The sequence below is a fragment of the Pseudomonas sp. Leaf129 genome, assembly GCF_001423465.1.
Lineage (GTDB): Bacteria > Pseudomonadota > Gammaproteobacteria > Pseudomonadales > Pseudomonadaceae > Aquipseudomonas > Aquipseudomonas coleopterorum.
The window spans coordinates 670,451-692,184 of sequence record NZ_LMOC01000006.1 but is presented as its reverse complement, the minus strand read 5'-3'; the positions used below and the strand labels follow the sequence as shown (position 1 = coordinate 692,184).

Annotated in this window: 18 protein-coding genes; 14 read left to right on the top strand and 4 right to left on the bottom strand. The window is 55.1% G+C overall.

The genetic code is table 11. The annotated features are described in order from the left end of the window. The first annotated feature begins 113 nt into the window (after nt 1-113). The 12 genes from ASF66_RS11220 (at nt 114) to ASF66_RS11170 (ending at nt 14,292) form a co-directional block, all read left to right on the top strand. Nucleotides 114-1,616 (top strand): MFS transporter, encoded by a 1,503-nt coding sequence (locus ASF66_RS11220; protein ID WP_056843890.1) that lies wholly within the window; start codon nt 114-116, stop codon nt 1,614-1,616. 296 nt (nt 1,617-1,912) lie between these two features. Further along, nucleotides 1,913-2,638 (top strand): autoinducer binding domain-containing protein, encoded by a 726-nt coding sequence (locus tag ASF66_RS11215; RefSeq protein WP_056843889.1) that lies wholly within the window; start codon nt 1,913-1,915, stop codon nt 2,636-2,638. A gap of 182 nt (nt 2,639-2,820) precedes the next feature. After that, entirely contained in the window at nt 2,821-3,360 is a 540-nt protein-coding gene (locus ASF66_RS11210; RefSeq protein ID WP_056843888.1) for an acyl-homoserine-lactone synthase, read from the top strand. A 131-nt stretch (nt 3,361-3,491) separates the two neighbouring features. Beyond that, nucleotides 3,492-4,922: an NAD(P)/FAD-dependent oxidoreductase gene (locus ASF66_RS11205; protein WP_056843887.1), complete on the top strand. Its 1,431-nt coding sequence runs from the start codon at nt 3,492-3,494 to the stop codon at nt 4,920-4,922. Next, nucleotides 4,919-5,764, top strand: a complete 846-nt coding sequence (locus ASF66_RS22045) for a N5-glutamine methyltransferase family protein (RefSeq protein ID WP_082484631.1) — start codon at nt 4,919-4,921, stop codon at nt 5,762-5,764. The genes ASF66_RS11205 and ASF66_RS22045 overlap by 4 nt, the downstream gene beginning before the upstream one ends. Further along, a complete protein-coding gene (locus ASF66_RS11200; protein WP_056843886.1) occupies nt 5,761-7,032 on the top strand; it encodes an aminotransferase class I/II-fold pyridoxal phosphate-dependent enzyme in 1,272 nt (423 codons plus the stop codon). Before ASF66_RS22045 ends, ASF66_RS11200 begins: the two co-directional genes overlap by 4 nt. A gap of 18 nt (nt 7,033-7,050) precedes the next feature. Then, entirely contained in the window at nt 7,051-7,386 is a 336-nt protein-coding gene (locus ASF66_RS11195; protein WP_056843885.1) for a chorismate mutase, read from the top strand. Nucleotides 7,387-7,388: 2 nt separating this feature from the next. Continuing rightward, nucleotides 7,389-9,413 (top strand): aminodeoxychorismate synthase component I, encoded by a 2,025-nt coding sequence (gene pabB, locus ASF66_RS11190; RefSeq protein WP_056843884.1) that lies wholly within the window; start codon nt 7,389-7,391, stop codon nt 9,411-9,413. A 4-nt stretch (nt 9,414-9,417) separates the two neighbouring features. Next, complete coding sequence (locus tag ASF66_RS11185; protein WP_056843883.1) at nt 9,418-10,302, top strand: prephenate dehydrogenase dimerization domain-containing protein; 885 nt, start codon at nt 9,418-9,420, stop codon at nt 10,300-10,302. Between the two features lie 668 nt (nt 10,303-10,970). After that, nucleotides 10,971-11,444 (top strand): GNAT family N-acetyltransferase, encoded by a 474-nt coding sequence (locus ASF66_RS11180; RefSeq protein ID WP_056843882.1) that lies wholly within the window; start codon nt 10,971-10,973, stop codon nt 11,442-11,444. A gap of 508 nt (nt 11,445-11,952) precedes the next feature. After that, nucleotides 11,953-13,524 (top strand): gamma-glutamyltransferase family protein, encoded by a 1,572-nt coding sequence (locus tag ASF66_RS11175; protein ID WP_056843881.1) that lies wholly within the window; start codon nt 11,953-11,955, stop codon nt 13,522-13,524. A 75-nt stretch (nt 13,525-13,599) separates the two neighbouring features. Next, entirely contained in the window at nt 13,600-14,292 is a 693-nt protein-coding gene (locus ASF66_RS11170) for a GntR family transcriptional regulator (RefSeq protein WP_056843880.1), read from the top strand. A 21-nt stretch (nt 14,293-14,313) separates the two neighbouring features. Here ASF66_RS11170 and ASF66_RS11165 read toward each other — a convergent pair whose 3' ends face one another. From ASF66_RS11165 to ASF66_RS11150, 4 genes are read right to left on the bottom strand one after another with little or no spacing between them, the layout of a single operon-like run. After that, nucleotides 14,314-15,537, bottom strand: coding sequence for an amidohydrolase family protein (locus ASF66_RS11165; RefSeq protein ID WP_056843879.1), 1,224 nt, complete (start codon nt 15,535-15,537; stop codon nt 14,314-14,316). Next, a complete protein-coding gene (locus ASF66_RS11160) occupies nt 15,534-18,026 on the bottom strand; it encodes a branched-chain amino acid ABC transporter ATP-binding protein/permease (protein WP_056843878.1) in 2,493 nt (830 codons plus the stop codon). Before ASF66_RS11160 ends, ASF66_RS11165 begins: the two co-directional genes overlap by 4 nt. After that, nucleotides 18,023-18,892, bottom strand: a complete 870-nt coding sequence (locus ASF66_RS11155) for a branched-chain amino acid ABC transporter permease (protein ID WP_056843877.1) — start codon at nt 18,890-18,892, stop codon at nt 18,023-18,025. Before ASF66_RS11155 ends, ASF66_RS11160 begins: the two co-directional genes overlap by 4 nt. 3 nt (nt 18,893-18,895) lie before the next feature. Then, entirely contained in the window at nt 18,896-20,089 is a 1,194-nt protein-coding gene (locus tag ASF66_RS11150; RefSeq protein WP_056843876.1) for an ABC transporter substrate-binding protein, read from the bottom strand. A 185-nt stretch (nt 20,090-20,274) separates the two neighbouring features. Between ASF66_RS11150 and ASF66_RS11145 the strand changes: the two genes are divergently transcribed. Both ASF66_RS11145 and ASF66_RS11140 read left to right on the top strand, forming a co-directional pair. Continuing rightward, nucleotides 20,275-20,673: a nuclear transport factor 2 family protein gene (locus ASF66_RS11145; protein ID WP_056843875.1), complete on the top strand. Its 399-nt coding sequence runs from the start codon at nt 20,275-20,277 to the stop codon at nt 20,671-20,673. Between the two features lie 220 nt (nt 20,674-20,893). Beyond that, nucleotides 20,894-21,712, top strand: a complete 819-nt coding sequence (locus tag ASF66_RS11140) for a hypothetical protein (protein ID WP_056843874.1) — start codon at nt 20,894-20,896, stop codon at nt 21,710-21,712. Nucleotides 21,713-21,734 lie beyond the last annotated feature (22 nt).

Genomic DNA, 21,734 nt, shown 5'->3' with positions numbered 1-21,734 from the left:
CACACCAAGGAGGGTGTGACAAACAGGCGGTAACCTTAACCCCGGGCAAGTTACGCCCAACCTAATTGGCGTAGCCTGCGCCCGAGACTTTGACGTTCAGGGAGAACCGATAAATGCAAAAAACTTCAAGCCCGCTGCTGTCCATTATCACCGACCGCTCCAAACTTGCTGGGCTTTTGACGATTCTTCTGCCCGTGCTGCTCGTCACCCTCGACAACACTATCCTTAACTTCGCTCTACCCAAAATCGCCGGCGCCCTAGGCCCTTCGGCTGCCGAACAGCTATGGGTAATCGATGCCTATTCATTAGTGCTCGCTGGCCTTTTGATCACCATGGGCAGCGCTGGTGATCGCGTAGGCTACCGGCGTCTGTTGTGTGTGGGATGCACTGGTTTCGCCGTTGTCTCGGTTGCCATTGTGTTCTCTCAACAGGCCTGGCACCTAATCGCTGGCCGTGCAGTATTAGGGTTGTTTGGCGCGATGATCTTACCTGCGACGCTCGCCCTGATCCGCACCGCCTTCGACGACCGAGAAGAAAGGCGCCTTGCCGTCGCGGCATGGGCGACTTGCCTGACATTGGGTGCGGCGGCTGGACCACTGCTCGGTGGTGTGCTGCTCCAATTCTTGAGTTGGCAGTCGGTGTTTCTTGTTGCAGTACCGTTCCTGCTACCGGTGTTGCTGCTTTCACCAATGATTCCAGAGTCCCAAAGGCAGGCCGGGGTGATGATCGATTATCCGAGCATTCTGTTGAGTCTAGGGGCTATGACGGGCGTGATGCTTTCTCTCAAGCATTTGGCCACGGTGGGTGTAGATGCCTACGCAACTGTGGGAATGCTGATGGGTCTTCTCATGGGGATCGCTTTCGTCCAACGGCAGCTGCAGTTGCAAGAGCCCCTACTCGATCTACGCCTGTTTGACTCGAGCACATTCTGCGTGTCTATCACCGTCAATCTCGTCAGCCTGGGGGCGTTGATAGGGTTCCTCTTTTTCGCTACCCAGCTGTTGCAGCTGGTCTTGGTTCTGCAACCCATTGCCGCAAGCTTGATACTGCTACCTGGTCAAGTCTGTGCAGTGGCCGCAGGTATCGCTATCGTACCGATTGCACAACGGGTGGCGCCGAACATAGTCATTCCAGGTTGCTTGTGTTTGGCAGCGAGTGCGTTTGCGGTAATGGCGTTATTTACAGCGACGGCGATGAGCGTAGCAGCGGCTTTTATACTGCTCAATGCTGCAGTTGCAGCGATTACCAGCGTTTCCAACGACCTTGTACTGAGCGCAGTGCCCGCTGACAAGGCAGGGAGCGCGTCTTCTGTGAGCGAGACGGCGTATGAGGTCGGCGTGGTGTTGGGGACAACTTTAGTGGGAGGGGCCGTGGCGGCTTGGTATCGATTGAGTCTGGTTTTGCCCGAGGAGCTAAAGGACACAACGGCTGCTATTACGGCGACGTTGGGAGGTGCTCATTCACTTGCGCAGGATTTACCTGCCGAAGTTGGACTGGTGTTGACTGAAGCCGCGAACACCGCTTTCAGTGTAGCAGTAGCAATCGCCAGTGGTCTGGTCGCGGGAGTGATCGTTTTGTTTGCCATATATGCCCGTCATGGCTTACGCAAGGTGTGACGGCCTGAATTGATTCTTGGGCTGGGTGTTGTCGACCTCAAGCATCAACCAACTGGGTCCCAGGGAATGAGGGATATTGAAATGCTTTGTTATGGCGGTGGAACTTGGATGGTATCCGCCTAGCATGGCTAGCCGCTGAGTTTCTATGAGGCCATGATGTAATAATAAACTGGGATACTGCAAGGTTTAGGCTACTTGGGTAACCTGGGTTTAAGACATACAAACTCGTACTTAATCGTTGCGGCGTAGTTCGTCTATCAGTAAGTTGCGAATTCGCAAGTAAAGGAGGTTGTGAAATGGCGCCGTCTAGACGTGACGCAGAATTTGTTGATTGGTGGCTCGATGTCAACACACGCTTCGGCAACTGCGTAACGTCCGATGATCTTTTTGCGCAAGTGGAACAGGAGATTCGGGCGTTGGATTTCGACTGTTTCGCGTACGGATATCGAAGGCCTGTTCCTTTCAATCAGATCGAAGGATGCGTTAAGGGAAGTTATCCCGCAGAGTGGCTGTCGTACTATGAGGAGAGACGTTACGGGGAGATTGATCCGTCAGTGATTATGGCTCGAGAAATAGGATTTGTGATCTGGGCCGACCACAGGGAAATGATGGGTTCTCCAATTTTTTGTGAGGCAAGGGAGTGGGGTTTGAACATCGGTGCGACCTTCATGATGCGTGGCAGAGATCAGACTGTGCATGCGATAGGTGTTTCACGCCGTAGTGGATCAGTGTCTGCAAACGAAGCGCTGCTACTACGATTGAAAATTAGCAATATCTTGGCATTATTGGAGGACTACATCCATCCAGTGGATATAATCACCGCGTCGAATATAAAGTTGAGCTGCAGGGAGCTCGAAGTTCTGAGATGGATCGGTGATGGAAAATGCTCACAAGATGTTTCTTGCATTTTAGGTATTTCTGAGAACACTGTGAATTTTCACGTCAAGGGAATTCAACGGAAATTTGGATCAAGTAACAGAGTGCTAGCAGCGGCATATGCTGCCGCATTGGGATTAATCTAAGTGCAGCAAAATAAATCTACGCTATGACTGACTATTGCGACCGGGTCTGCAGCGATAATCCGACCTAGAAGCTGCCCTGTCGACCTAGCAAACCTACTTTTTTTAGTAGTTGTGAGCTCTTTTTGGTTGTTCTAAATTCTACCCTGTTGCACGAGAATAGATAGCCACAGGGGATACTCTCAATGTACCGGTTTGAGTGTAAACAATATATCCAATTGGATGAGGGCGTGATTCAAGATTTAGGGAGATTTAGGGACAGGATATTCATTGGCAGGCTCAAGTGGAGCATCGGCGATACGCAAGAAAATGCAGGTGTGGAATTAGACCAATTTGACGTGCCGAATACTTACTACGTAATTGCTCGGGATGCTAGCGGGAATATCGTTGGATGTACTCGATTATTGCCTACCGTGAAGCCTTTTCTGTTGGGGGATATTTTTCCCGAACTATGTGGCGAGGGCGTGCCTCGAAATCAACACACATGGGAGATATCCCGCGGCGCAGCATTGAATATCAACAAGGGTCGCTTGGCGGCAGAACTGTTCGATCTTTCACTTCGATTCGCACTGGCACAGGGTGCTCTAAATGTTGTTGCTGTGGTGACCTGCAGCCTTGAACGCTACTTTAAGCTACGAGGGTTCGACTGTGTTCGATTGGGTACGGCGGTGAATTATGGGCGCGATCTGCTAGTCGCCCTGAGCTTCTCCACCGAACAGTTTTAGTTTAAAGCTAGAAGTAGATAATTCTGAAGCAATTTTTGAACATGCTTATTAGTTCAATTAGCTTGTGCCTTTGCGTAGGCTGCATGTTTTTAAAGTGATTGCTACTATGATTTGATAGCTTGGAGGCGGGGATGATTTACGATGTAGTAGTTGTTGGAAGTGGAGCTATAGGCGGCTCGATTGCGTTTGAGTTGGCTAGCCGAGGCTTGAAAGTATGCAGAGTGGGAGAAACTTTTCGTACTAATGCTGCTTCAAAGGCTGCCGGCGCTATGAACGGATGCTTTGGTGAGGTCACTGCAGGCCTGATGGCCAGTGAGCATGGCCGCCTTAAGTTACAGATGGATATTCAGGCGAAAGGAATGTGGGATGCGTGGTCGGAACGACTTACTAATGCTTCAGGGGACACGAGACCACTCTTCGCTGCGCATGGAACGCATGTGATCCTTAATTCCGCCGGTATGGCCGACATTGACAGCGTCAACTATGCTGCGATTGTGCAGGCACTGGATGACCATGGTGAGCCCTCGACAGTATTGAATCCATCTGAACTTGACTGGATTAAAGCCAATGACTTGGTACGGCTACTACAGGCGCTTCTAATCGCTAACGAACATGCCCTGAATTCTCACGTGCTGCTTGAAAAACTTGATAAGGCGTTGCTTTCGTCGAGCGGAGAGGTTGTCGAAGCGAATGTCCGCACGTTAGTGACAGAGCAGCGTGCTATCTCTGGAGTAGAGCTAGAGAGTGGAGAAGTAATATCCGGCAAGCAGGTCGTAGTAGCCGCTGGAGTTCATTCTCTTGGACTGTTTGATAGCTTGCATGATGTAAAAGACCTTATTCCACCTGTGTTCGCCGGCTACGGTGTATCGATATTAGTCAAAGTCAAACGAGGGCACACCGTTCCCTCCACGGTCATTCGCACTCCTAATAGGGCTTTCGCCTGCGGCCTGCATTGTGTGCCGCGCTCACCTGAACTGCTCTATCTAGGAGCAACCAACATTTTGGCTGAAGAGCCCCGTTCTCATGCATCGGTTTCCGACGTACAGTTTCTCCTTGACTGCGCGGTCGATCAGTTAAACCTAGACCTGCACGATGCGGAAATTATGAGTATTCAGGTCGGTAATAGGCCTATACCGGCTGATGGTTTCCCACTGATTGGCCCATGCGGCTATAAGGGGCTGTGGATGGCTACAGGCACTTACCGGGATGGTCTGCACCAGTCTCCGCTGTTAGCTAACTGGATGGCTGATCAGATACTAGGTATTGCTAATGATATAGATCTATCCCGCTTCACCCCTATGCGTAAGCCGTTACAAGGTATTTCACGAAGCATGACTGTTGTGGAAACAGTTAAGCAGATGTTTGCTACAGGTTATGAGTATCGTTGGAATATCAAGCCGTACTGGCTGCCGCTGTTAGATAAGGGCATGACCAATAACTACGAAGATTTAATCAATTCTCTGCATCCAGAATTCACTCCCCCGCCTGAACTTGTCGCGTTCGCTTATCTGTATCCCTCGATGTATGACCGTCTCGCCCGCTATTACGGAGCATGGTCATGAGTACAGAGCTAGAACAGGAGCGTGCATGCGCGCTGGCAGCATTGCTCAAAGCGGGTGTCTGGGATGCTGAGGGTGATCTACAAGCTCTGGTTGAACAAAATTTTCCAAGTACTGAGGTGCTAAGCGACCGAGCAGTCAAAACATTTCGGCAAGACGTTTCCGAACGCTGCTTGCGGATTCCGCTAGGGCATATTCTCGGTTACGCCGACTTCGCAGGTATCCGCTTCGTAGTGGGTAGTGGGGTATTTGTTCCCCGGCGGCAGAGCATGGCTATTGTGCAGTGGGTGGAAAAAAAGCTAAACCTGGATAGGACATCAAAAGTTTACGACCTGTGTGCCGGGGTAGGGGCGATTGGCTTATCTATAAGTTCTCGGTTAGGAGTTGGCGTGGTGTGTGTCGATAAAGATCCCACGGCGCTAGCCTATCTACAACGCAATTTTTACCGACTTGGCGCCTCAAAATATGGTGCCATATATAAGTCAGCAGATATTATGAATCTTGCGGAATTTCAAGCCGCCGCCGGTACTGTCGATGTCGTAGTTTCCAATCCGCCATATGTTCCTGAAGGCACGACATTGGAGCCTGAGTGGAGTGAGAACCATCCCCCTGGTTCTATCTTCGCACCTGATGAGGGCAAAGGTCTGATTGAAGCGTCGGCAAGTGTAGCCAGCCTGCTACTCAAACCTGGTGGTACGTTTTTACTTGAGCATAGTGAAGTGCAATCTTTTCAAGTAAGTATGATTCTAGATGGTGCTGGATTCAACACGGTGCGCACCTTATTGAGCGAAGAGTTTAGCGACGCCACAGGGCCGTCTGTAATCACCGTTGGAGTTAGAGCATGAAAAAAATTACAGGAGATTCAAAGAGTAATACTAATGTTCGTAGAGATACCTGGATGAACATTCGAGAGCGACGTACAAGTGACGTAACGACCACGGCTTCTGGAACAGGCGTTACAGCCTTTGAAGTAGTTTCTCGCAAGGGAAAAGTACTCATGTTGGCAGATGGGACCAGCTGTACCGAGTTCATATCATGTTCGTATCTTGGATTGGAAAGCCACCCGGCATTAGTCGGAGCAGCTCAATCGGCTTTAGAGCGCATAGGAGTTCATCTATCTGCCAGTCGGAGCGCGATGAGCCCTTCATATCTGCGAGAGCTCGAGCAATTGCTAAGTGATATCTATGGAGGCTGCAGCATTACTGTCTTCACCTCAACAAGTAATGTGCATCTTGGTGTCCTACCTCTCTTGGGTAGTGGAAGGATGGAAGGCTATCCCACAAAGCGCGCCGTTAAGTGGCTAGTTGATCGCACAGCTCATGCGTCGATGCAGATCCTCCGCGGGGTAATGTCTCAGTTCGGAAACGTCGATCGTGTGGATACTCGAGATCTAACAGGGTTGAAGACAGCGTTGGCAACGTGTGTCAGAGATCACATTACGCCTGTCCTGCTTATTGATGGAGTGGGCTCCATGTCAGGGTTGCTCCCGGTGAATGAGCTCAGCGATCTTCTGGCAACCGCTGGGGGTTACCTTTATGTCGATGACGCACATGGCATCTCCATCACGGGGCGTCATGGTGCAGGTTATGCGTTCGAAGCACTCGGGTACTGCCTACGTCCAAATACGCTGATTGCTGGCTCGCTGAGCAAGGCATTTGGCGGCGCAGGTGGTTTCATAGTTCTAAACGCAGATTATAACTCGGCGCAGCTACGCGCTCTCGCTAATCCGCTAGTATTCGGACACACCGTGTCGGTACCACTTTTGGCTGCCAATGTCGCTTCAGCTCGGCTCCATCTCTCCTCGGATATAGTTGAGTTACAGAATGCCTTGTGGGCAAACGTTCGTCGTTTCGATGGACAAATGGAACACAAATTAATGAACGATTCTCTACCTGCGCCTATTCGTGGTGCGTTGTTCCACACTGAAAAACAGGGCGTTACCGCAGCTAGCAACTTGCGGGATGCTGGTCTTGTGGTATTTCCGGTCTTCTATCCAATTGTTGAAACCGGTAAGGCAATGCTGAGGTTCGCTTTTTCGTCGCTTCACACTCCAAGTCAGATAGATGCTTTGGCCCATCAAATCACTAGTCAACTTTACCACGCTGAGCTTTGAATAGGGTAAGGAGTTCCCATGTCCACAGATAGCGATACAGATCTATCACGCGCCAGTCTGGTACTTTCACCTTACCGCGAGCAGATTGACCAGCTAAATCATATACTTGTGGATCTTTTGGCGAAGAGGATGGAAATCTGTCGGGGGGTCGCGAGGGTCAAGTGTGCTAATAATATCGCCATGATGCAGCCGCAGCGCGTGACATCAACTTTGGATCAGATGAAATTGCTAGCTCCTTCGCGGCAACTTAGGCCTGAGTATCTAGCGGAAATCTTTAACATCATTATTGAGGAGACTTGTGAAGAAGAACGGCGCTTAATGGACGCGATTTCGAATTCAAAAAAGGAGGGTTAACTGTGAAAATTTTGATCGTGGATAATTTTGATTCCTTCACCAATAATATTTCTCAATACCTTTATGAAGCGTCTGGTGAGCATCCAACGGTCTTGCCCAATACTGTTACTTTTGAGTGCCTAGAGCTTGATAAATACGATGCAGTAGTTCTATCTCCAGGGCCAGGGCATCCAGCACGCGAAGCGGATTTCGGCATCTGCCGTCAAGTATTGGCTCGCAGCAAATTACCGATACTAGGCGTATGTCTTGGTCATCAGGGAATCAATTGCTTCTATGGCGGAACGGTTGATCATGCGCCGAAGCCTGTACATGGTTACCGAGCGCGTATTAGCCACTCGGGCACAGATCTCTTTGAAGGTGTTCCCCAGTACTTTGAAGCAGTTCGATATCATTCATTGGTCTGCACTGATATACCATCCTGTCTTGAGGTCACGGCAAGTTCAGCATGTGGGTTAGTGATGGGGATTGCCCATCGTGATCTGCCGATCTGGGGAGTGCAGTTTCACCCCGAGTCAATTGAATCAGAATATGGTATTAAGATATTTAGAAATTTTGTTCAGATGGCAAAAACATATGCCATAGACTGTGAGGACTCCGAAGGAAGTACCGTTCAAGCCGCAATTCAGAAGGTTGGCGGCCCTGCGCACTTGTTCGTCACTTTCGAGCGTCTAGCGCAGAGAGTATCTTGTGCGGAGCTTTTTACCGCTAATTTTCCTGACAGTAAACCGGTGTTTTGGCTTGACTGTGAATTATCTAGTAACTCGCAATCGCACTACTCGTTGATGGGTAACTGTGGTGCTGATTGTGCTTTGATTTTCAGTTATGATGTCAAAAACAGAGTTCTATCCATCCATGGCCCTGCAGGATCCGCGACAGTCACAGGTGATTTCTTCAGCTTGATGGAGAAGTTTACCAATTTGCTTACGGTCGAAACGCCACGCCAACTTCCTTTTCCTTTCAAAGGCGGGCTGGTTGGCTACCTCGGCTATGAACTAAAAGCCTTGGTCGGTACAAGCAACTCACATGAGTCGGAATTGCCAGACGCCATATTCTATCTTCCTCAGAATATTCTTGTGATTGATCATGCTGAAGAAGTTACTTACTCATGCCATCTATGGGGACGAAATCCTGTAGTGCTTGCTTCTAATTCAACGACCCCGTTGAATAAGTTAAAGTACTCACCAGGGCCCGTTGAAGAATCTAAGCTTTCGTTGGCGGATAGTTCAGCCGCGTATATGGCAAAGGTTAATGAGTGTCTTCAGCAAATAATCAATGGAGAGTCATATGAGATCTGTCTAACCAATCGAGCCCAGGTTAAGTGTAAAGTGTCTCCCATCAGCTGTTATTTAAGAATGCGGCGTATCAGTCCGGTTCCATATGGCGCTTACATTAATACCGGCGCGTTCTGGATTTTGAGCGCATCACCTGAGACGTTTCTCACCATTCAGCCTTCTGGCCGTATTACCTCAAGACCTATTAAGGGGACTCGGCCTAGAGGTCAAACGCCTGAGACAGACGCCATGCAAAAACAAAGCCTTGCTTCCTCGGCTAAAGATCGCGCAGAAAATCTGATGATCGTTGACCTTGTGCGCCACGATTTAAATAGCGTTTGCGTGCCTGGCTCCGTCAGGGTTCCCCAGGCCTTCGATATCATGAGCTACTCCTCCGTTCATCAACTGGTTTCCACTGTAGAGGGTAGGCTGCGCATGGGGGTTACACCCTTCGCAGCAATCAAAGCATGTTTTCCAGGTGGTTCAATGACGGGCGCGCCAAAGCTCCGTACCATGGAGATTATCGACCAGCTTGAGACGTCCGCGAGAGGTATCTACTCTGGAGCTCTGGGTTGGATAGGACTGGACGGTTATACGGATCTAAGTATTGTCATTCGGACCGCGGTGATTAAGGATGGAATTGCTTGTTTTGGGATTGGTGGTGCTATCGTCGCAGACTCTGTTCCTTGCGAAGAAATGGAGGAAACGTTAGTCAAGGCGAGTGTGCCTTTCCATAGCATCACAGGGCAGGAGTAACAACTTGAATAATGTTCTGATATTGGGCGGCGCGGGAAGGGTGGGGCAATTCATGGCTAAGATTTTAGAGCCTCACACCAGCGCTATAACTATAGCCGATCTTGTAGCGCCACCGCCGCAGTATCGCCACTACCTTCTGAGCGCGCTGGACGTGGTTGAACATAGATCGGATATATTGCAGGAAAACACAACAATTGTTTTTGCATTGGCTGAGGACTTGGCGATCGCAACACTCGAAAGTCTTTCCCGAAAACATTCTCCAGTCGAAGTCATCATAAATACTTGCTCAATTCAAGAGGCATTTCATGCGAAGACCGCGGTGTTGTTTCCAGGCGTAGTTTCAGTAGGAGTAAATTTTATGTTCTCCCCAGATCTTGACTGCCGTGGTCGGAGTGTAGCGGTGTGCGAGTACCGTCAGAGCAAGGCAGGAGAGTTACTTGAGACAATACTTTCGCACAATGAAATGGAGGTTGCCAAGGTGGCGCCTGCTGAGCATGACGAACTAATGGCTGTATGCCAAAGCCTGCCTCATGCTGCGATTCTAGCCTTTGCTTTAGCACTGCAGCGATCAGGATTTGACATAGAAACATTGAACGCTCTGTCCCCTCCGCCTATGAAAGCTATGTTGAGTATGGTTGCTAGGGTTCTCCGGAATTCGCCTGAGACGTATTGGGATATCCAAAAATATAACGCCGGCGCTCAGCAGCAGCGTGATCAGATGATTTCAAGCCTAGGGCTGCTCACTGATTTAAGTCTAGAGAATAGCAGTAACAACTTTTCTGATGAGTTGTGTAAAGTAAGGCAGTATCTGGGTAAGCATCTCCAGATCTATACTGACGCGAGCGCGCAGTTTCTCGATGTTCTCAATCGTACTCGGATCATCAGTTGAGCTATCGATTTATAGGGCGCCATAACCGCTGCTGCATTTATTGCCAGCATAGAAGGCAACCTGCAACACTAGTCCTTCAATATCGCACTTGATACTCAGTGAGACTCGCCCAGCAGGTGGCTAAGGTTTTACTTGCGGTAATGTTCCAGTCATCGACGGCGTTATTTCGCCAGTTATCGCTGTCGGAAGGCCGTAGATTTTTTTTGCTTGCGCTTTTTCTATGCAAGGGGCTGCGGTGTCCGTCGGTTTAAATGATTAGCGGTAGACGCTGACCTTCTCTTCTTAGCGGTTGGTGTTATTGCTATTAGGATGATGAAAGTTTGTAGATCACTAGATCTTGATGCACCTCCTAATAAACACCTCCAGCTTGCCCGGCTCAGATCGATGCCTGGGGTGACACAAAACGACCTCGTCGCTACCCTGCACTAACCCTCAGGGCCTGCACGTAGGTTACGTGACGCTGATTTGAGATTGACTAGCCCGGCCATCCACAGCACTATTTGCCCATGATCTACATACGCCAAATGAACATGATGTATCCCTCCATGACCGCCGCTGGCGGGCCATGAGGCCATACGTGCTTAGCATTTGACGTATGACCCCAAGCCCCGCCAGAGATGGACGGGGCTTTTTAGTTCTCCGTCCGAACAAGGTTAACGGAGAGTGAAATGTTCGAGATTAGACGCGCCAACCACAGTGATTCCCAGACAGCATTCACCATTCGTCTTCTAGCGATCCGGCATCAATGCATTGGAGCCTATTCCGAGGCGCAGCTATTGGCTTGGACGGCCGGTGCGGCAGAGGATGGATATTACTCCCTGATGGAAAAGCATTTCTATCTAGGCTGTATTGAGGGAGAGCCTGTGGCGACTGGAATGCTTGACTTTGAGAACGGTGAAATCGGCGCGATCTTTGTGCATCCTGGCTATGTGCATCGAGGTATCGGTAGGAAGGTTTTGGATCATCTCGAATGTCTGGCACGAAATTTGGGCCTGAAAGAAGTCAAGCTAGATGCTACTTTGAATGCAGCTGACTTTTACCGACGTTATGGTTTCACTGGTGAGGAAACTGCGATTTACCATTCTCCTTCGGGGCTTCAGTTGGCGTGTGTCCCTATGGTGAAACGGCTGATACTGGTCTGAATGGATGCTCAGAGCTTGGGGCGGAAAATGATACTATCGTAGTTTTCTGAAGAATCGACTTTCAAGTTTCTAAGGCAGAGTGCGCTTACGCGATGGAGTTATGAATAACCTGAGGCGGCACGTGGAGCTTGCCGTCGGTTCATAATCCACCTTAGGTGGTGTTTTCTTTCGAGTGTGTCACGAGAAAAACGCCTACCCGACTGGATTACAATAGTTATACGAAACCTCACTTGCACTGGCCTTTGCCAAACTGGACACCAACCCTTCGTAGGAAAAAGTATGAAGCGCTGTGGCCATGAAACTGCTCGCCGGTATCGCCTGGTTAAGCGCGCTATTCATCCCGGGTCTGATGGGATTTATGGAGCGCTTACGATTTCCAGAGCTGAATGATCCAGTCCCTGCTATTCGTGTCCCCAAGCCTCACCAGCCCCCCGGAAAAAGCGCGGCACACTTATTGCTCTGCTAACAATAAATTCATAGATAGCTAGCAAAGTCAGGGCCTCGAATCATGATCGCTACCTCTTCTCATGCTGTGATCTGCACGCCTCACGCCCAAGCCAGTGCCGCAGGGATGCAGATCCTCGATGCGGGTGGCACGGCCATTGATGCCATGCTGGCAGCCAGTGCCATGCTGGCCGTGGTGTTCCCGCACATGACCGGCCTGGGTGGGGATGCCCTCTGGATGATCCACGACACCCGGGTCCGCACCATCGTGGGGATCGGGCAGGCCGGGCAGCGGTTGCCCGACGGCGGAGTCATCGGTTTGAGAGGTCCATCGTCGGTCGCCACCACGGCGGGTGCGCTGGCGAGTTGGCAGACGGCGGCGACTATCAGCCGGCAGGAGTGGGGCTCCCATTTGGGTTGGGCCGACCTGTTGCAGGACGCCGCAAGCGTGGCGGAGGCGGGCACGCCTGTTTCACAGTCCCAGCTGTTTTGGCAGACACTGCGGCAGCCACTCATCGAGCAGTTGCCGGACCTGCACGGTGTCTGCAAGACCGATGGGCGCTGGTTGCGCGCAGGCGATACGCTGCGTCAGCCGGCGCTTGCCAACACCCTGCGGCATCTGGCCAGGTACGGTGTCGAGGATTTCTATCAGGGCGAGTTGGCTCACGCGTTCGGGGCGGCGTTCGATCGGCTCGGTTGTGGCTTGACCCAGGCCGACCTGGCGGCCACGCACGCACCGCTGGTGGCCCCTGTTTCGGTGCCTTACCGGCAGGGCCGACTCTACAATGTCGCACCGCCGTGCCAGGGTCTATACACCCTGCAAGCCATGGCCGCACTGCAGCATAAGCCACTCGCGCAGGTCGGCAATGGCAGCGCGCTTTACTACCACTATCTGGTCGAAGCCATCAAACAAGGTCTGCTGCGCCGCAACGCGCAATTGTGCGATCCGCTGAGCACCGCTTGGGATTTCGCCGCCAGTCTCGATGAGCGGCACGTTCAGGGGTATGCCGATGCCATCGACGACCAGCGTGCAGCGCCGTGGAACGAGCCGGGACGCCCGGCCGATACGGTCTGGATGGCTGCGACCGATGCCCAGGGCCGGACGGCCTGCCTCATCCAGAGCCTGTTTCACGACTTCGGCTCGGGCTGTATTCTGGGCGACACCGGGGTGCTGTGGCAGAACCGTGCTGCGGGTTTCAACGCCAATCCCGAACACGTCAATGGCTGGGCCCCCGGCAAGCGTCCCGCGCACACGCTCAACCCATCCTGTTACCTGGCCGACGATGGTCGCCGCTGGTTCTTCGGCACTCAGGGAGGCGATGGTCAACCGCAGACGCAGATGGTCCTGGCGACGCAGCTCATCGACTATCAGCAGCCTATCGATCAGGCCTTGGGCTTCCCCCGCTTTTTGCTGGGCCGCAGTTTTTTCGACAGCACCGACAACCTCAAACTCGAAGGCGACATGAGCGCCGCGAGCATCGAAGGCCTGGCGGCGCTGGGTCATGGGGTGGAAATCATACCGGCGCAGAGCCCAATGACGGGCCATGCCGGTATCATCGCCATCGATGCCCAGGGGCGGCGCAGTGCCATGCATGATCCGCGAGGCGAGGGTACGGCACTTGGTCAGGCAGACTGAAGGTTGAACGGGTATTTGCCGGATACTAGCCATCTCGTGTATAGGCATGAGGCTTTCTAGACAACAGAGGAAACGATGGGGTTGAGTACCGTCACTGCCAAACAGCTTGAGGTGCAGCGTATCGTCGATGCGCTGTTCAAGGCTATTGCCCACCATCGCCTGCCGCCTGGCACTCGGTTGGTCGAAGCCCACATCGTCGAAACCTTGCAGGCCAACCGCAACCATGTGCAAGTCGCCCTGCAGCGGTTGGCGATGCAGAAAGTAGTGACCATCGAAGCCAATCGGGGCGCCATGGTGGCCCAGCCCACCGCCAAGGAAGCGCGGGATATCTTCAGCGCCCGTCGCGCCATCGAACGGGCGATCGTCGAGGCCATTACCCCGGCCTTGATGCGCAAGCACCGCCAGCGCATTGCCAGCCATATGAACAACGAGCGCAAAGCCACCAGCGATACCGATCGACGCGCCATCGTTCGCGAGCTGAGTGAATTTCACCTCATGCTCGGCGAGATCAGTGGAAACGTCGTGCTCAGCGATATCCTGGGCAATCTGATGGTGCGCAGCTCATTGATCGTGGCGCTGTACCAGCGTAACGATGTGCCGTCATGCGCGTCGGACGAACATCAGCAGATCATCACCGCGCTGGAACAGGGCGATAACGCGGGGGCCGTACGGGTCATGCTGGAGCACCTGGACGAACTGGAAGGGCAGTTGGCGCTGGAAGAGCGAGCCTTGGAGGAGTTCAACCTCAAGCAGGCGCTGAGTGGCTGACGAGCAGGCTTGCCCGTTCAATCATGGCCTCAGCAACGTCCCGACCGGTCGACTGAATGTTTGCCTGCCACCCTTGAAGCCCATCACTGGGGCGCTTATCTCGGCGATCACCGCTGCGGGCGACGGCGCGTCGAACACGATGAAGTCGGCGCGGCAGCCCGGTAGCAGGCCGTAATGTTTCAGCCTGAGCAGGCGTGCCGATTCGCTGGATACCCAGGCCAGGCACTGCAGCAATTGCGGCACTGTGCCCATCTGGCTGACGTTGGCGAAAAGGTTGGCCTGACGCACCAGCGAAGCATCGCCATAGGGCGTAAAGGGGTTGCCGACATTGTTGGTGGACACCGAACACGTCACGCCGCAGGCGTGCAGATGCGCCAGCGGTGCCAGCCCCCGAGGTTTGTTGTGGAACACGTCGCGACCCATCAGGAACAGGTCGGTGCTGGGCAGGCAGGTCACCTGAACGCCCGCTTCGGCCAGCTCCAGTGCGAGCACCGTCAGTGACTCCTGGGGCAAGGCGGACAGCTTGGTCACATGGCCGATGGTCACGCGTCCGCCCCAACCATGCAGCCGAGTGCAGCGCGCGACTTCCATGACGGTCAGGCCTTCGGGGTTCAAATCGAAATCCAGATGCAGGTCCAGGTCGCAGTCGTAGCGTGTGGCCAGTTCGAATAGCCGCTGGATCTGCCCCAGCGGGTCGCTGTCCATATACGGGCACCCACCCAGGACCGTTGCACCGCTTTCCAGCGCCTGGCACAACAGTGCCTCGGTCCCTGGGTTGTTGAGCATTCCTTCCTGCGGAAACACACACAGTTCCAGGGTGATCGCCCATGCATAGTCGGCCTGCAAACGGCGAATGGCATGGAAACCGGTCAAGCCGATCTGCGGATCAAGCTCCACATGAGTGCGCATGTGCGTGGTGCCTTGCACGATGGCCTTGTCCAGCACCTGCGCGCCGCGCCTATACACATCGTCTTCGGTAAACCCGGCTTTGGCCGCTCGGGTTTGGGCCACCGCTTCCGCCAGCGTACCTTCCTGAAGATGGCATCGCTGCATGATGCAGGCTTTGTCCAAGTGAATGTGGGTTTCGATCAGGCCGGGCATGACGAGCTGCCCATGCAAATCGAGGGTTTCCCGCGGGCTTGCGTCAGCGCTCAAGGCTTCGACGAAATAGCCGTTCTCGACCTGCAGTTCGCTCAGGTGGTTATCGGCGCCAAGCCGCACATTGATGATCTTCATCGCCTTCATGCACTGACACCTTCGCCCAGGTAGGCCGCAGCCAGGTCTTTGTCTTCGCGTAATTGAGCGGCGCTGCCGGTTTTCACGATGGTCCCGGTTTCCAGCACATACGCACGATCTGCCACTTGCAGCGCCAGGTTGGCCATCTGGTCCACCAGCAGAATGGTCACGCCCTCGTCACGCAGGGCAGCCAGCGCGTCGTAAAGCTCGCCGATCATGGCGGGCGACAGGCCCAGGGAGGGTTCGTCGAGCAACAGGATTTTCGGCTTCGCCATCAGGCCGCGACCCACGGCGACCATTTGCTGTTCACCACCGGACAGCAGGCCGGCCGGGTTGTCGATGCGATCGCGCAGGCGAGGGAAGCGCTTGAGGATGGCCTCGATTTCAGCGTCGGTATCGAAGGCTTCGCGGCGTGAGTAACCGCCCAGTAGCAAATTGTCGCGCACGCTCAGGTAAGGGAAGACCTGACGGCCTTCGGGCACCAGTGCCAGGCCCTGTGCGGCAATCAGGCTGGCGCTGGTCTGTTCGATATTTTCGTTGTCGAGCAGGATGCTGCCGCTGCTGGCGCGATGCAGGCCGGCCAGGCATTGCAGAATGCTCGATTTGCCAGCGCCGTTCGCGCCGAGAATGGCCACCAGCTCGCCAGGATTGACCAGCAGATTGACCTTGTTGACTACGGCGGACGCGCCGTAGTCAATGACCAGATCCTTGACGTACAGACGCGCATCGCGGCTACCGGCCCATGGTTGTGCACGCGCGGTGGCCTGATAGTCGGTGCCGCCCAGATAGGCCGCGATCACTTGCGGATTCTGGCGTATTTCAGACGGCGGCCCCGAGGCGATCGGCTTGCCAGCGTCAAGCACCAGTAAATGCTCGGACACCGACATGACCAGCGTCATGTCGTGCTCGACCAGAATGACCGTGAGGCCGAAGTCCGCCAGCTTGCGCAGCAGTGTCGCCAGATCGTCGGTGTCGCGACGACTGAGGCCTGCCGCAGGTTCATCCAGCAGCAATACCGCCGGTGCGGTCGCCAGCGCCCGGGCTATTTCCACCAAACGACGGTCTACGTGAGGCAAATCTTCGGCGGGAATATTCACCTCGCCGCGGTAGCCCACCAATGCCAGCAGATCCAGCGCCAGGCTGCGTTGTGTGTCCAGGGCGCGGCTGAATGGCAGACCCAGGCGTCCCATCTGCATTGCCACCAGCAGGTTGTCGAGTACGGACATTTCGCCGAACAGCAAGGTGGTCTGGTAAGTACGGGCGATGCCGGCCCTGGCGGTTTTCCAGGCGGGTAGGCCGGCCAGCGGTTGCTGCAATTCGATCTGGCCGCTGTCTGGTGCGTAGAATCCACTGATCATATTCAGAACGGTGGTTTTGCCCGCGCCGTTGGGGCCGATGATGCTGGTGATACTGCCAGCGGGTGCCTGCAGGCTGACGTGTTGCGCGGCCTGCACACCACCGAAGCGAATGCCGATATCGGAAACCCGCAACCCCGAGGACGGGCCACGGCTGCGTAGATGCGCGGCCATGCGTGCTTGATCGATGGACGTCGGCGGCAGCAAGCGCACCGGTTTGATCAGGCGTCGGGCAAGGGCGCCCAGCAGTCCGTTGGGCGCGATCCACAACACGATGAGCAGGAGCAGGGAGAAGATCAACAGCCGGTATTCGGCAAAATCCGAGAGCAGTTCCGGGACCAGCACGATCAACACTGCGCCGATCAGCGGCCCGAACAGCATGCCACTGCCGCCCACGATCACGGCCAGAACGAACAGGATGGATTGGGAGAAGGGAAAGGATTCCGGGTTGATGAACATCAGCAATGGCGCGAGCAAACCGCCTGCCAGCCCGGTCAGGGCCGCGGACAATGCGAACGCCAGGGTCTTGCTGATCACCGGATTGAAGCCCAGCGAGCGTGCCGCGATTTCCGAGGTTTTCACCGCACGCATGGCCTTGCCCCAGCCGCTCTGGCTCAGGCGTCGATAGAACAGCAGCGCGCCGATCATCAGCGCGGCGGCCAGCAGGGCGAGCAGGATCGCCGGATCCAGGCCGGCGAACTCCGGTAACGGGATACCCATCAAGCCGTTGGAGCCTCCGGTCACGTCCCGCCATTCGATCAAGCCGTGATGCACCACGAACGCAAAGGCGATGGTGATCATCGCCAGGTAAGGGCCGCTGACCCGAAGCGCGGGGATCGCCAGCAGCGCGCCAATCAGACCCGCCACCGCACCGGCCATTGGCAGGGCCAGCCACAGCGTCCATCCGGCCATGCTCAAGAGTGCCGATACATAGGCGCCTATCGCGTAGAACGCGATATGTCCGAAAGAAATCTGTCCGCTCAGGCCAATCAGGATATTGAGGCCGACGCCGACCACTGCCGCCAGGGCGCAGAGGGTGAAAACCAGTAACGAGTAGCTGTCGAGCGCGAACGCCATGACGCCGCAGACCACAGCGAGCAAGGCGATGAACGCTGGAGCGACCAGGGTTTTGAGGTTGTTCATACTTTCACCAATACCCGGCTGCCGAACAGGCCGTTAGGCCGAATCGCCAGCGCCAGAATGACCAGCGCAAACGTGAATATCTGGGTGAATGCCGAGCCGAAGTACAGGGTGATCAACGCCTCGGCCAGGCCGAACAGCAATCCGGCGGCGAACACACCGCCCGCGCTGCCGATGCCACCGAGAATCGCCACCGCAAAGGCTTTCAATCCGAACAACATGCCCATTTCCGCGTTGACGCTGAACAGTGGCGCAATCAACAGGCCCGCCACCGCCGCGAAGACGGTCGACAGCGCAAAGGCGATGGCGACCACACGATTGACGTTGATGCCCATCAGCATCGCGGCGCGCGGATTTTGCACGCAGGCTTCCAATACCTTGCCCAGTCGGGTGTAACGCCGTACCAGGTACAGCGCCAGGGCGACAGCCGCGCCTGCCAGTGGAATCAACAGCTGCAGAGCGCTGATATGGCTGCCGAACAGCTCGACATTCAGGTTCACCAAGCGGCTCTCGAACTGCCGAGGTTCCTTGCCGAAGGTAAACAGCGCAAGGTTGTCCACCAGAATCCCGCCCGCCACCGTTGCCATCAGCCAGGCCTGCGAACCACGGCTGTGGAAGGGCCGCACCAGGTAGCGCTCGATCACCAAGCCATACAAGGCACAGAGGATCAGTGTCAGTGGCACGCCCAGCCACAATGGCCAGCCCCAGTTGATGCAAAACAAGTAGCCGAGCACCGCACCCACCATCATGGCGCTGCCCTGGGCAAAGTTGACGGTGCGCGATACGACGTAGGTGAGGTGAAAACCCAATGCCAACAAAGCGTACATGCTGCCCAGGCCGAGCCCGGTGATAACGGCGGCGGTGAACATCGCTTACTCCTGAGGCTTGAGCGGTACGATCTGGTCGTTGACGAAGTGGGTGAAGATATAGTCGTCAGGGCCCAGGGCATCATGCTTGGATGGGCTGAACGGCTGCTTGTAGTGCTTGATCAAGCCGTCATAGTCCGTGACTGCGTAGAAACCGTCGCGCACGGCAGGGCCCTGCGTGGTGCCGGCCTTTTCGATGGCTTGAGCGGCGAGATGCAGCGCGTCGTACGCATTGGCGATGCCGACTGCCGGGGTGACGTCGGCCACGGTCTTGATCTGCGGGTAGGCCGTCTTCAATGCGGCCAGCAATGCATCGCCCTTGGCACCGTTGTGTTCCGTGAACACGTAGGTCTGAATGAAATGGACCTTGGACGCGTTCGGCCCCGCCAGTTCGCCGAAACGACCACCCGCCGGCCCCCAGTGAGAAACCACAGGCACGTCCCAGCCCATGCGGTCCAGGGATTTGACCACCTGTGCCGAAGGACCCACGTTGCCCACCATCAGCAGAGTGTCCGCACCGGCGTTTTTCAGGCGAGTCAGTTGCGGAACCACGTCCAGGTCGCTGTCCTGAATGCGCTCGACACCGGCATTGGCCAGGCTGCGTTTTTCCAGGGCGCGCTTGAAACCTGCCTCGTTGGATTCCCCCCAGGGATTATTGATGAGGATCATGCCCGGCTTTTTCATGCCGTTGTCGACCCCGTATTGCACCAGGGCCTCGTCCACCAGCTCATCGACGGCAGAGACCCGGAACACGTAGTTGTCTGCCGCACCGTTTTCGGTGATTTTCGTACCCGCGGCCCAGATGCCCATGAACGGTACTTTCAGCTGATTGGCCAGCGGCACGATAGCCAGAGAGACCGGCGTGTCCAAGCCGCCGAACAGCACGGTGACCTTCTCGCGCTGGACCAGTTCGCGCGCGGCGAGCATCCCCTTGGACGGGTTGCTTTCATCATCTCGACGCACCAGCTCCAACTGACGGCCAAGCACGCCGCCGCTGGCATTGACCTCATTGATGGCCATGGTGAGGCCGCGGGTCAGGGCTTCCCCGGACTTGGCCGATTGGCCCGAAAGGGCGGCTACCAAACCGACTTTGATCGGCGGTTCGACCGCTTGCGCGCCTTGGATCATCGCCAGGTTGAGCGTGGCTGCCGCAGCCACGGGGAACAGCAGACGTTGCAGGTTTGGAAGCCAGGTGGCCATGGTTTACTCTCCTGATTGCTAGCATTTGCATATTTATTGCTAGCAAGTAGGATGCCAGTCGCTGGATCCACAAAAATGGCTGATATGTCCGTGAATACCGCGGTCTGCGCGCCAAAATAAAGCGTTTCGCACCAAGCGGATGCATCCGCCATCAGCGGACTTACCTTGATTCAGGAGTTATGACGATGATCGAGATGAACAAAGACGTACAGATTGTTAGCAGTTTCCTCGAAGCCTCGATGGCTCCGGATCCGGTCCGCGCCGCGACGTTCATGAGTGAGGATGTGCAGATCACCTTTACCGGCGGACGGGTGATGCCCGATCCCCGGGCAATCACTGCGTTCAACGGTTCACGTTACGCGTGGGTCAAGAAAGCCATGGGTAATTTCGACTGGATGGACCGTGGTGATCACACCGTGGTGTATTCAAACGGAACGCTTTATGGCGAATGGGCTGATGGCCGCAGTTTCTCGGGCAACCGTTACCTGGATCGATTCGAGGTGCGTAATGGCAAGATAGTCCGCATGAACGTCTGGAATGACAGTGCCGAATGGCTGCTGACGCCAGAAATTGCCAAGGCCTGAAAAACGACCTGGCAAACCTCCGGCCCGAGTGTCTGCCCCCCCGTATCTATGGGCAAAGTGAGCCGTTGCGTTCCGGCTCGCTAACCCGTGCTTTCGCCAAAAAAGCTGCGCAGCAGAAACCCTGTAAGAAAAATCTGAAAATCCCCCCTTCGCCTATCATCCCACCCCGTCCACTGCCAACCTCCCGCATCCCTACCTGAGACCCGAGCCGGAGAGCTGCATGGACGTCGCCTTGTGCACCATCAACAACACCGTTTACGACATCGCCGGATTCGAGGCGCTGAGCCCCAAGTGCATTGGTGTCATGCGGCGCAATCTGTTGTGTCCGCGTTGCATGGGGCCAGGGTTCTATCGCAAGGCGGCGCGCAGTGGACAGGCCTCCTGCTTCGGTGCCCGGCCCCATGCCGAGTTCTGCGACATGGGCGGGCCGCAGAGTGCGTCGTACCGCGGTGACACGCTGGAGCAGGACGATGTGGTCAACCGGGGCGAACGCATCGAGGTGGACTTTGCCTTTGGCGCACCGTTGCATCATCACGCCGTGGAGGAGGGCGCAGAGGCCACCTATGGCGCAGGCCGGCAGAGTGGCGGGCATGCCGCACAAAGAACCCAGACCCGTCATCGGCGCTTGAGCACGTTGCTGAAGAACCTGATCCTGAGTGAGGACTTTCGTCGTTCGGAGCAGTTGATCTCGGTGGAAAGCGGGCTGTTCAAGGTCCGCGATTTCTTCGTGCCGTTCGCCCATGCCGAGTGTGATGAGCTGGAGCGCATGCGCGGTTATTGGGGCTTGATCTCCGATGCGGCGCAGTCGGGCGATCAGCCGCCGAGCCTGTGGCTCAACACCGGCGGGCGGCAGGACTTGAGCGTGGTGGTCGACAGTTCGCTGGCCGATGATTTCACCCAGCGCTTTCCCATTCACGACCTCGAGGACCTGGCCGGTGCCTACGTGCTGGTGTTTGGATGCGTGCGTGTGTCGAAGAATGCCAAGAAGTACATCGCGGTCCACGATATCTCGCGTATAACGCTCAACAAGACGCCTTGATGTCGCGCCGGATCTACACGAC

Bases quoted from the DNA above. Each gene is read 5' to 3' on its own strand.
- ASF66_RS11220 (WP_056843890.1), top strand. From the start codon at position 114: ATGCAAAAAACTTCAAGCCCGCTGCTGTCCATTATCACCGACCGCTCC.
- ASF66_RS11215 (WP_056843889.1), top strand. From the start codon at position 1,913: ATGGCGCCGTCTAGACGTGACGCAGAATTTGTTGATTGGTGGCTCGAT.
- ASF66_RS11210 (WP_056843888.1), top strand. From the start codon at position 2,821: ATGTACCGGTTTGAGTGTAAACAATATATCCAATTGGATGAGGGCGTG.
- ASF66_RS11205 (WP_056843887.1), top strand. From the start codon at position 3,492: ATGATTTACGATGTAGTAGTTGTTGGAAGTGGAGCTATAGGCGGCTCG.
- ASF66_RS22045 (WP_082484631.1), top strand. From the start codon at position 4,919: ATGAGTACAGAGCTAGAACAGGAGCGTGCATGCGCGCTGGCAGCATTG.
- ASF66_RS11200 (WP_056843886.1), top strand. From the start codon at position 5,761: ATGAAAAAAATTACAGGAGATTCAAAGAGTAATACTAATGTTCGTAGA.
- ASF66_RS11195 (WP_056843885.1), top strand. From the start codon at position 7,051: ATGTCCACAGATAGCGATACAGATCTATCACGCGCCAGTCTGGTACTT.
- ASF66_RS11180 (WP_056843882.1), top strand. From the start codon at position 10,971: ATGTTCGAGATTAGACGCGCCAACCACAGTGATTCCCAGACAGCATTC.
- ASF66_RS11175 (WP_056843881.1), top strand. From the start codon at position 11,953: ATGATCGCTACCTCTTCTCATGCTGTGATCTGCACGCCTCACGCCCAA.
- ASF66_RS11170 (WP_056843880.1), top strand. From the start codon at position 13,600: ATGGGGTTGAGTACCGTCACTGCCAAACAGCTTGAGGTGCAGCGTATC.
- ASF66_RS11165 (WP_056843879.1), bottom strand. From the start codon at position 15,537: ATGAAGGCGATGAAGATCATCAATGTGCGGCTTGGCGCCGATAACCAC.
- ASF66_RS11160 (WP_056843878.1), bottom strand. From the start codon at position 18,026: ATGAACAACCTCAAAACCCTGGTCGCTCCAGCGTTCATCGCCTTGCTC.
- ASF66_RS11155 (WP_056843877.1), bottom strand. From the start codon at position 18,892: ATGTTCACCGCCGCCGTTATCACCGGGCTCGGCCTGGGCAGCATGTAC.
- ASF66_RS11150 (WP_056843876.1), bottom strand. From the start codon at position 20,089: ATGGCCACCTGGCTTCCAAACCTGCAACGTCTGCTGTTCCCCGTGGCT.
- ASF66_RS11145 (WP_056843875.1), top strand. From the start codon at position 20,275: ATGATCGAGATGAACAAAGACGTACAGATTGTTAGCAGTTTCCTCGAA.
- ASF66_RS11140 (WP_056843874.1), top strand. From the start codon at position 20,894: ATGGACGTCGCCTTGTGCACCATCAACAACACCGTTTACGACATCGCC.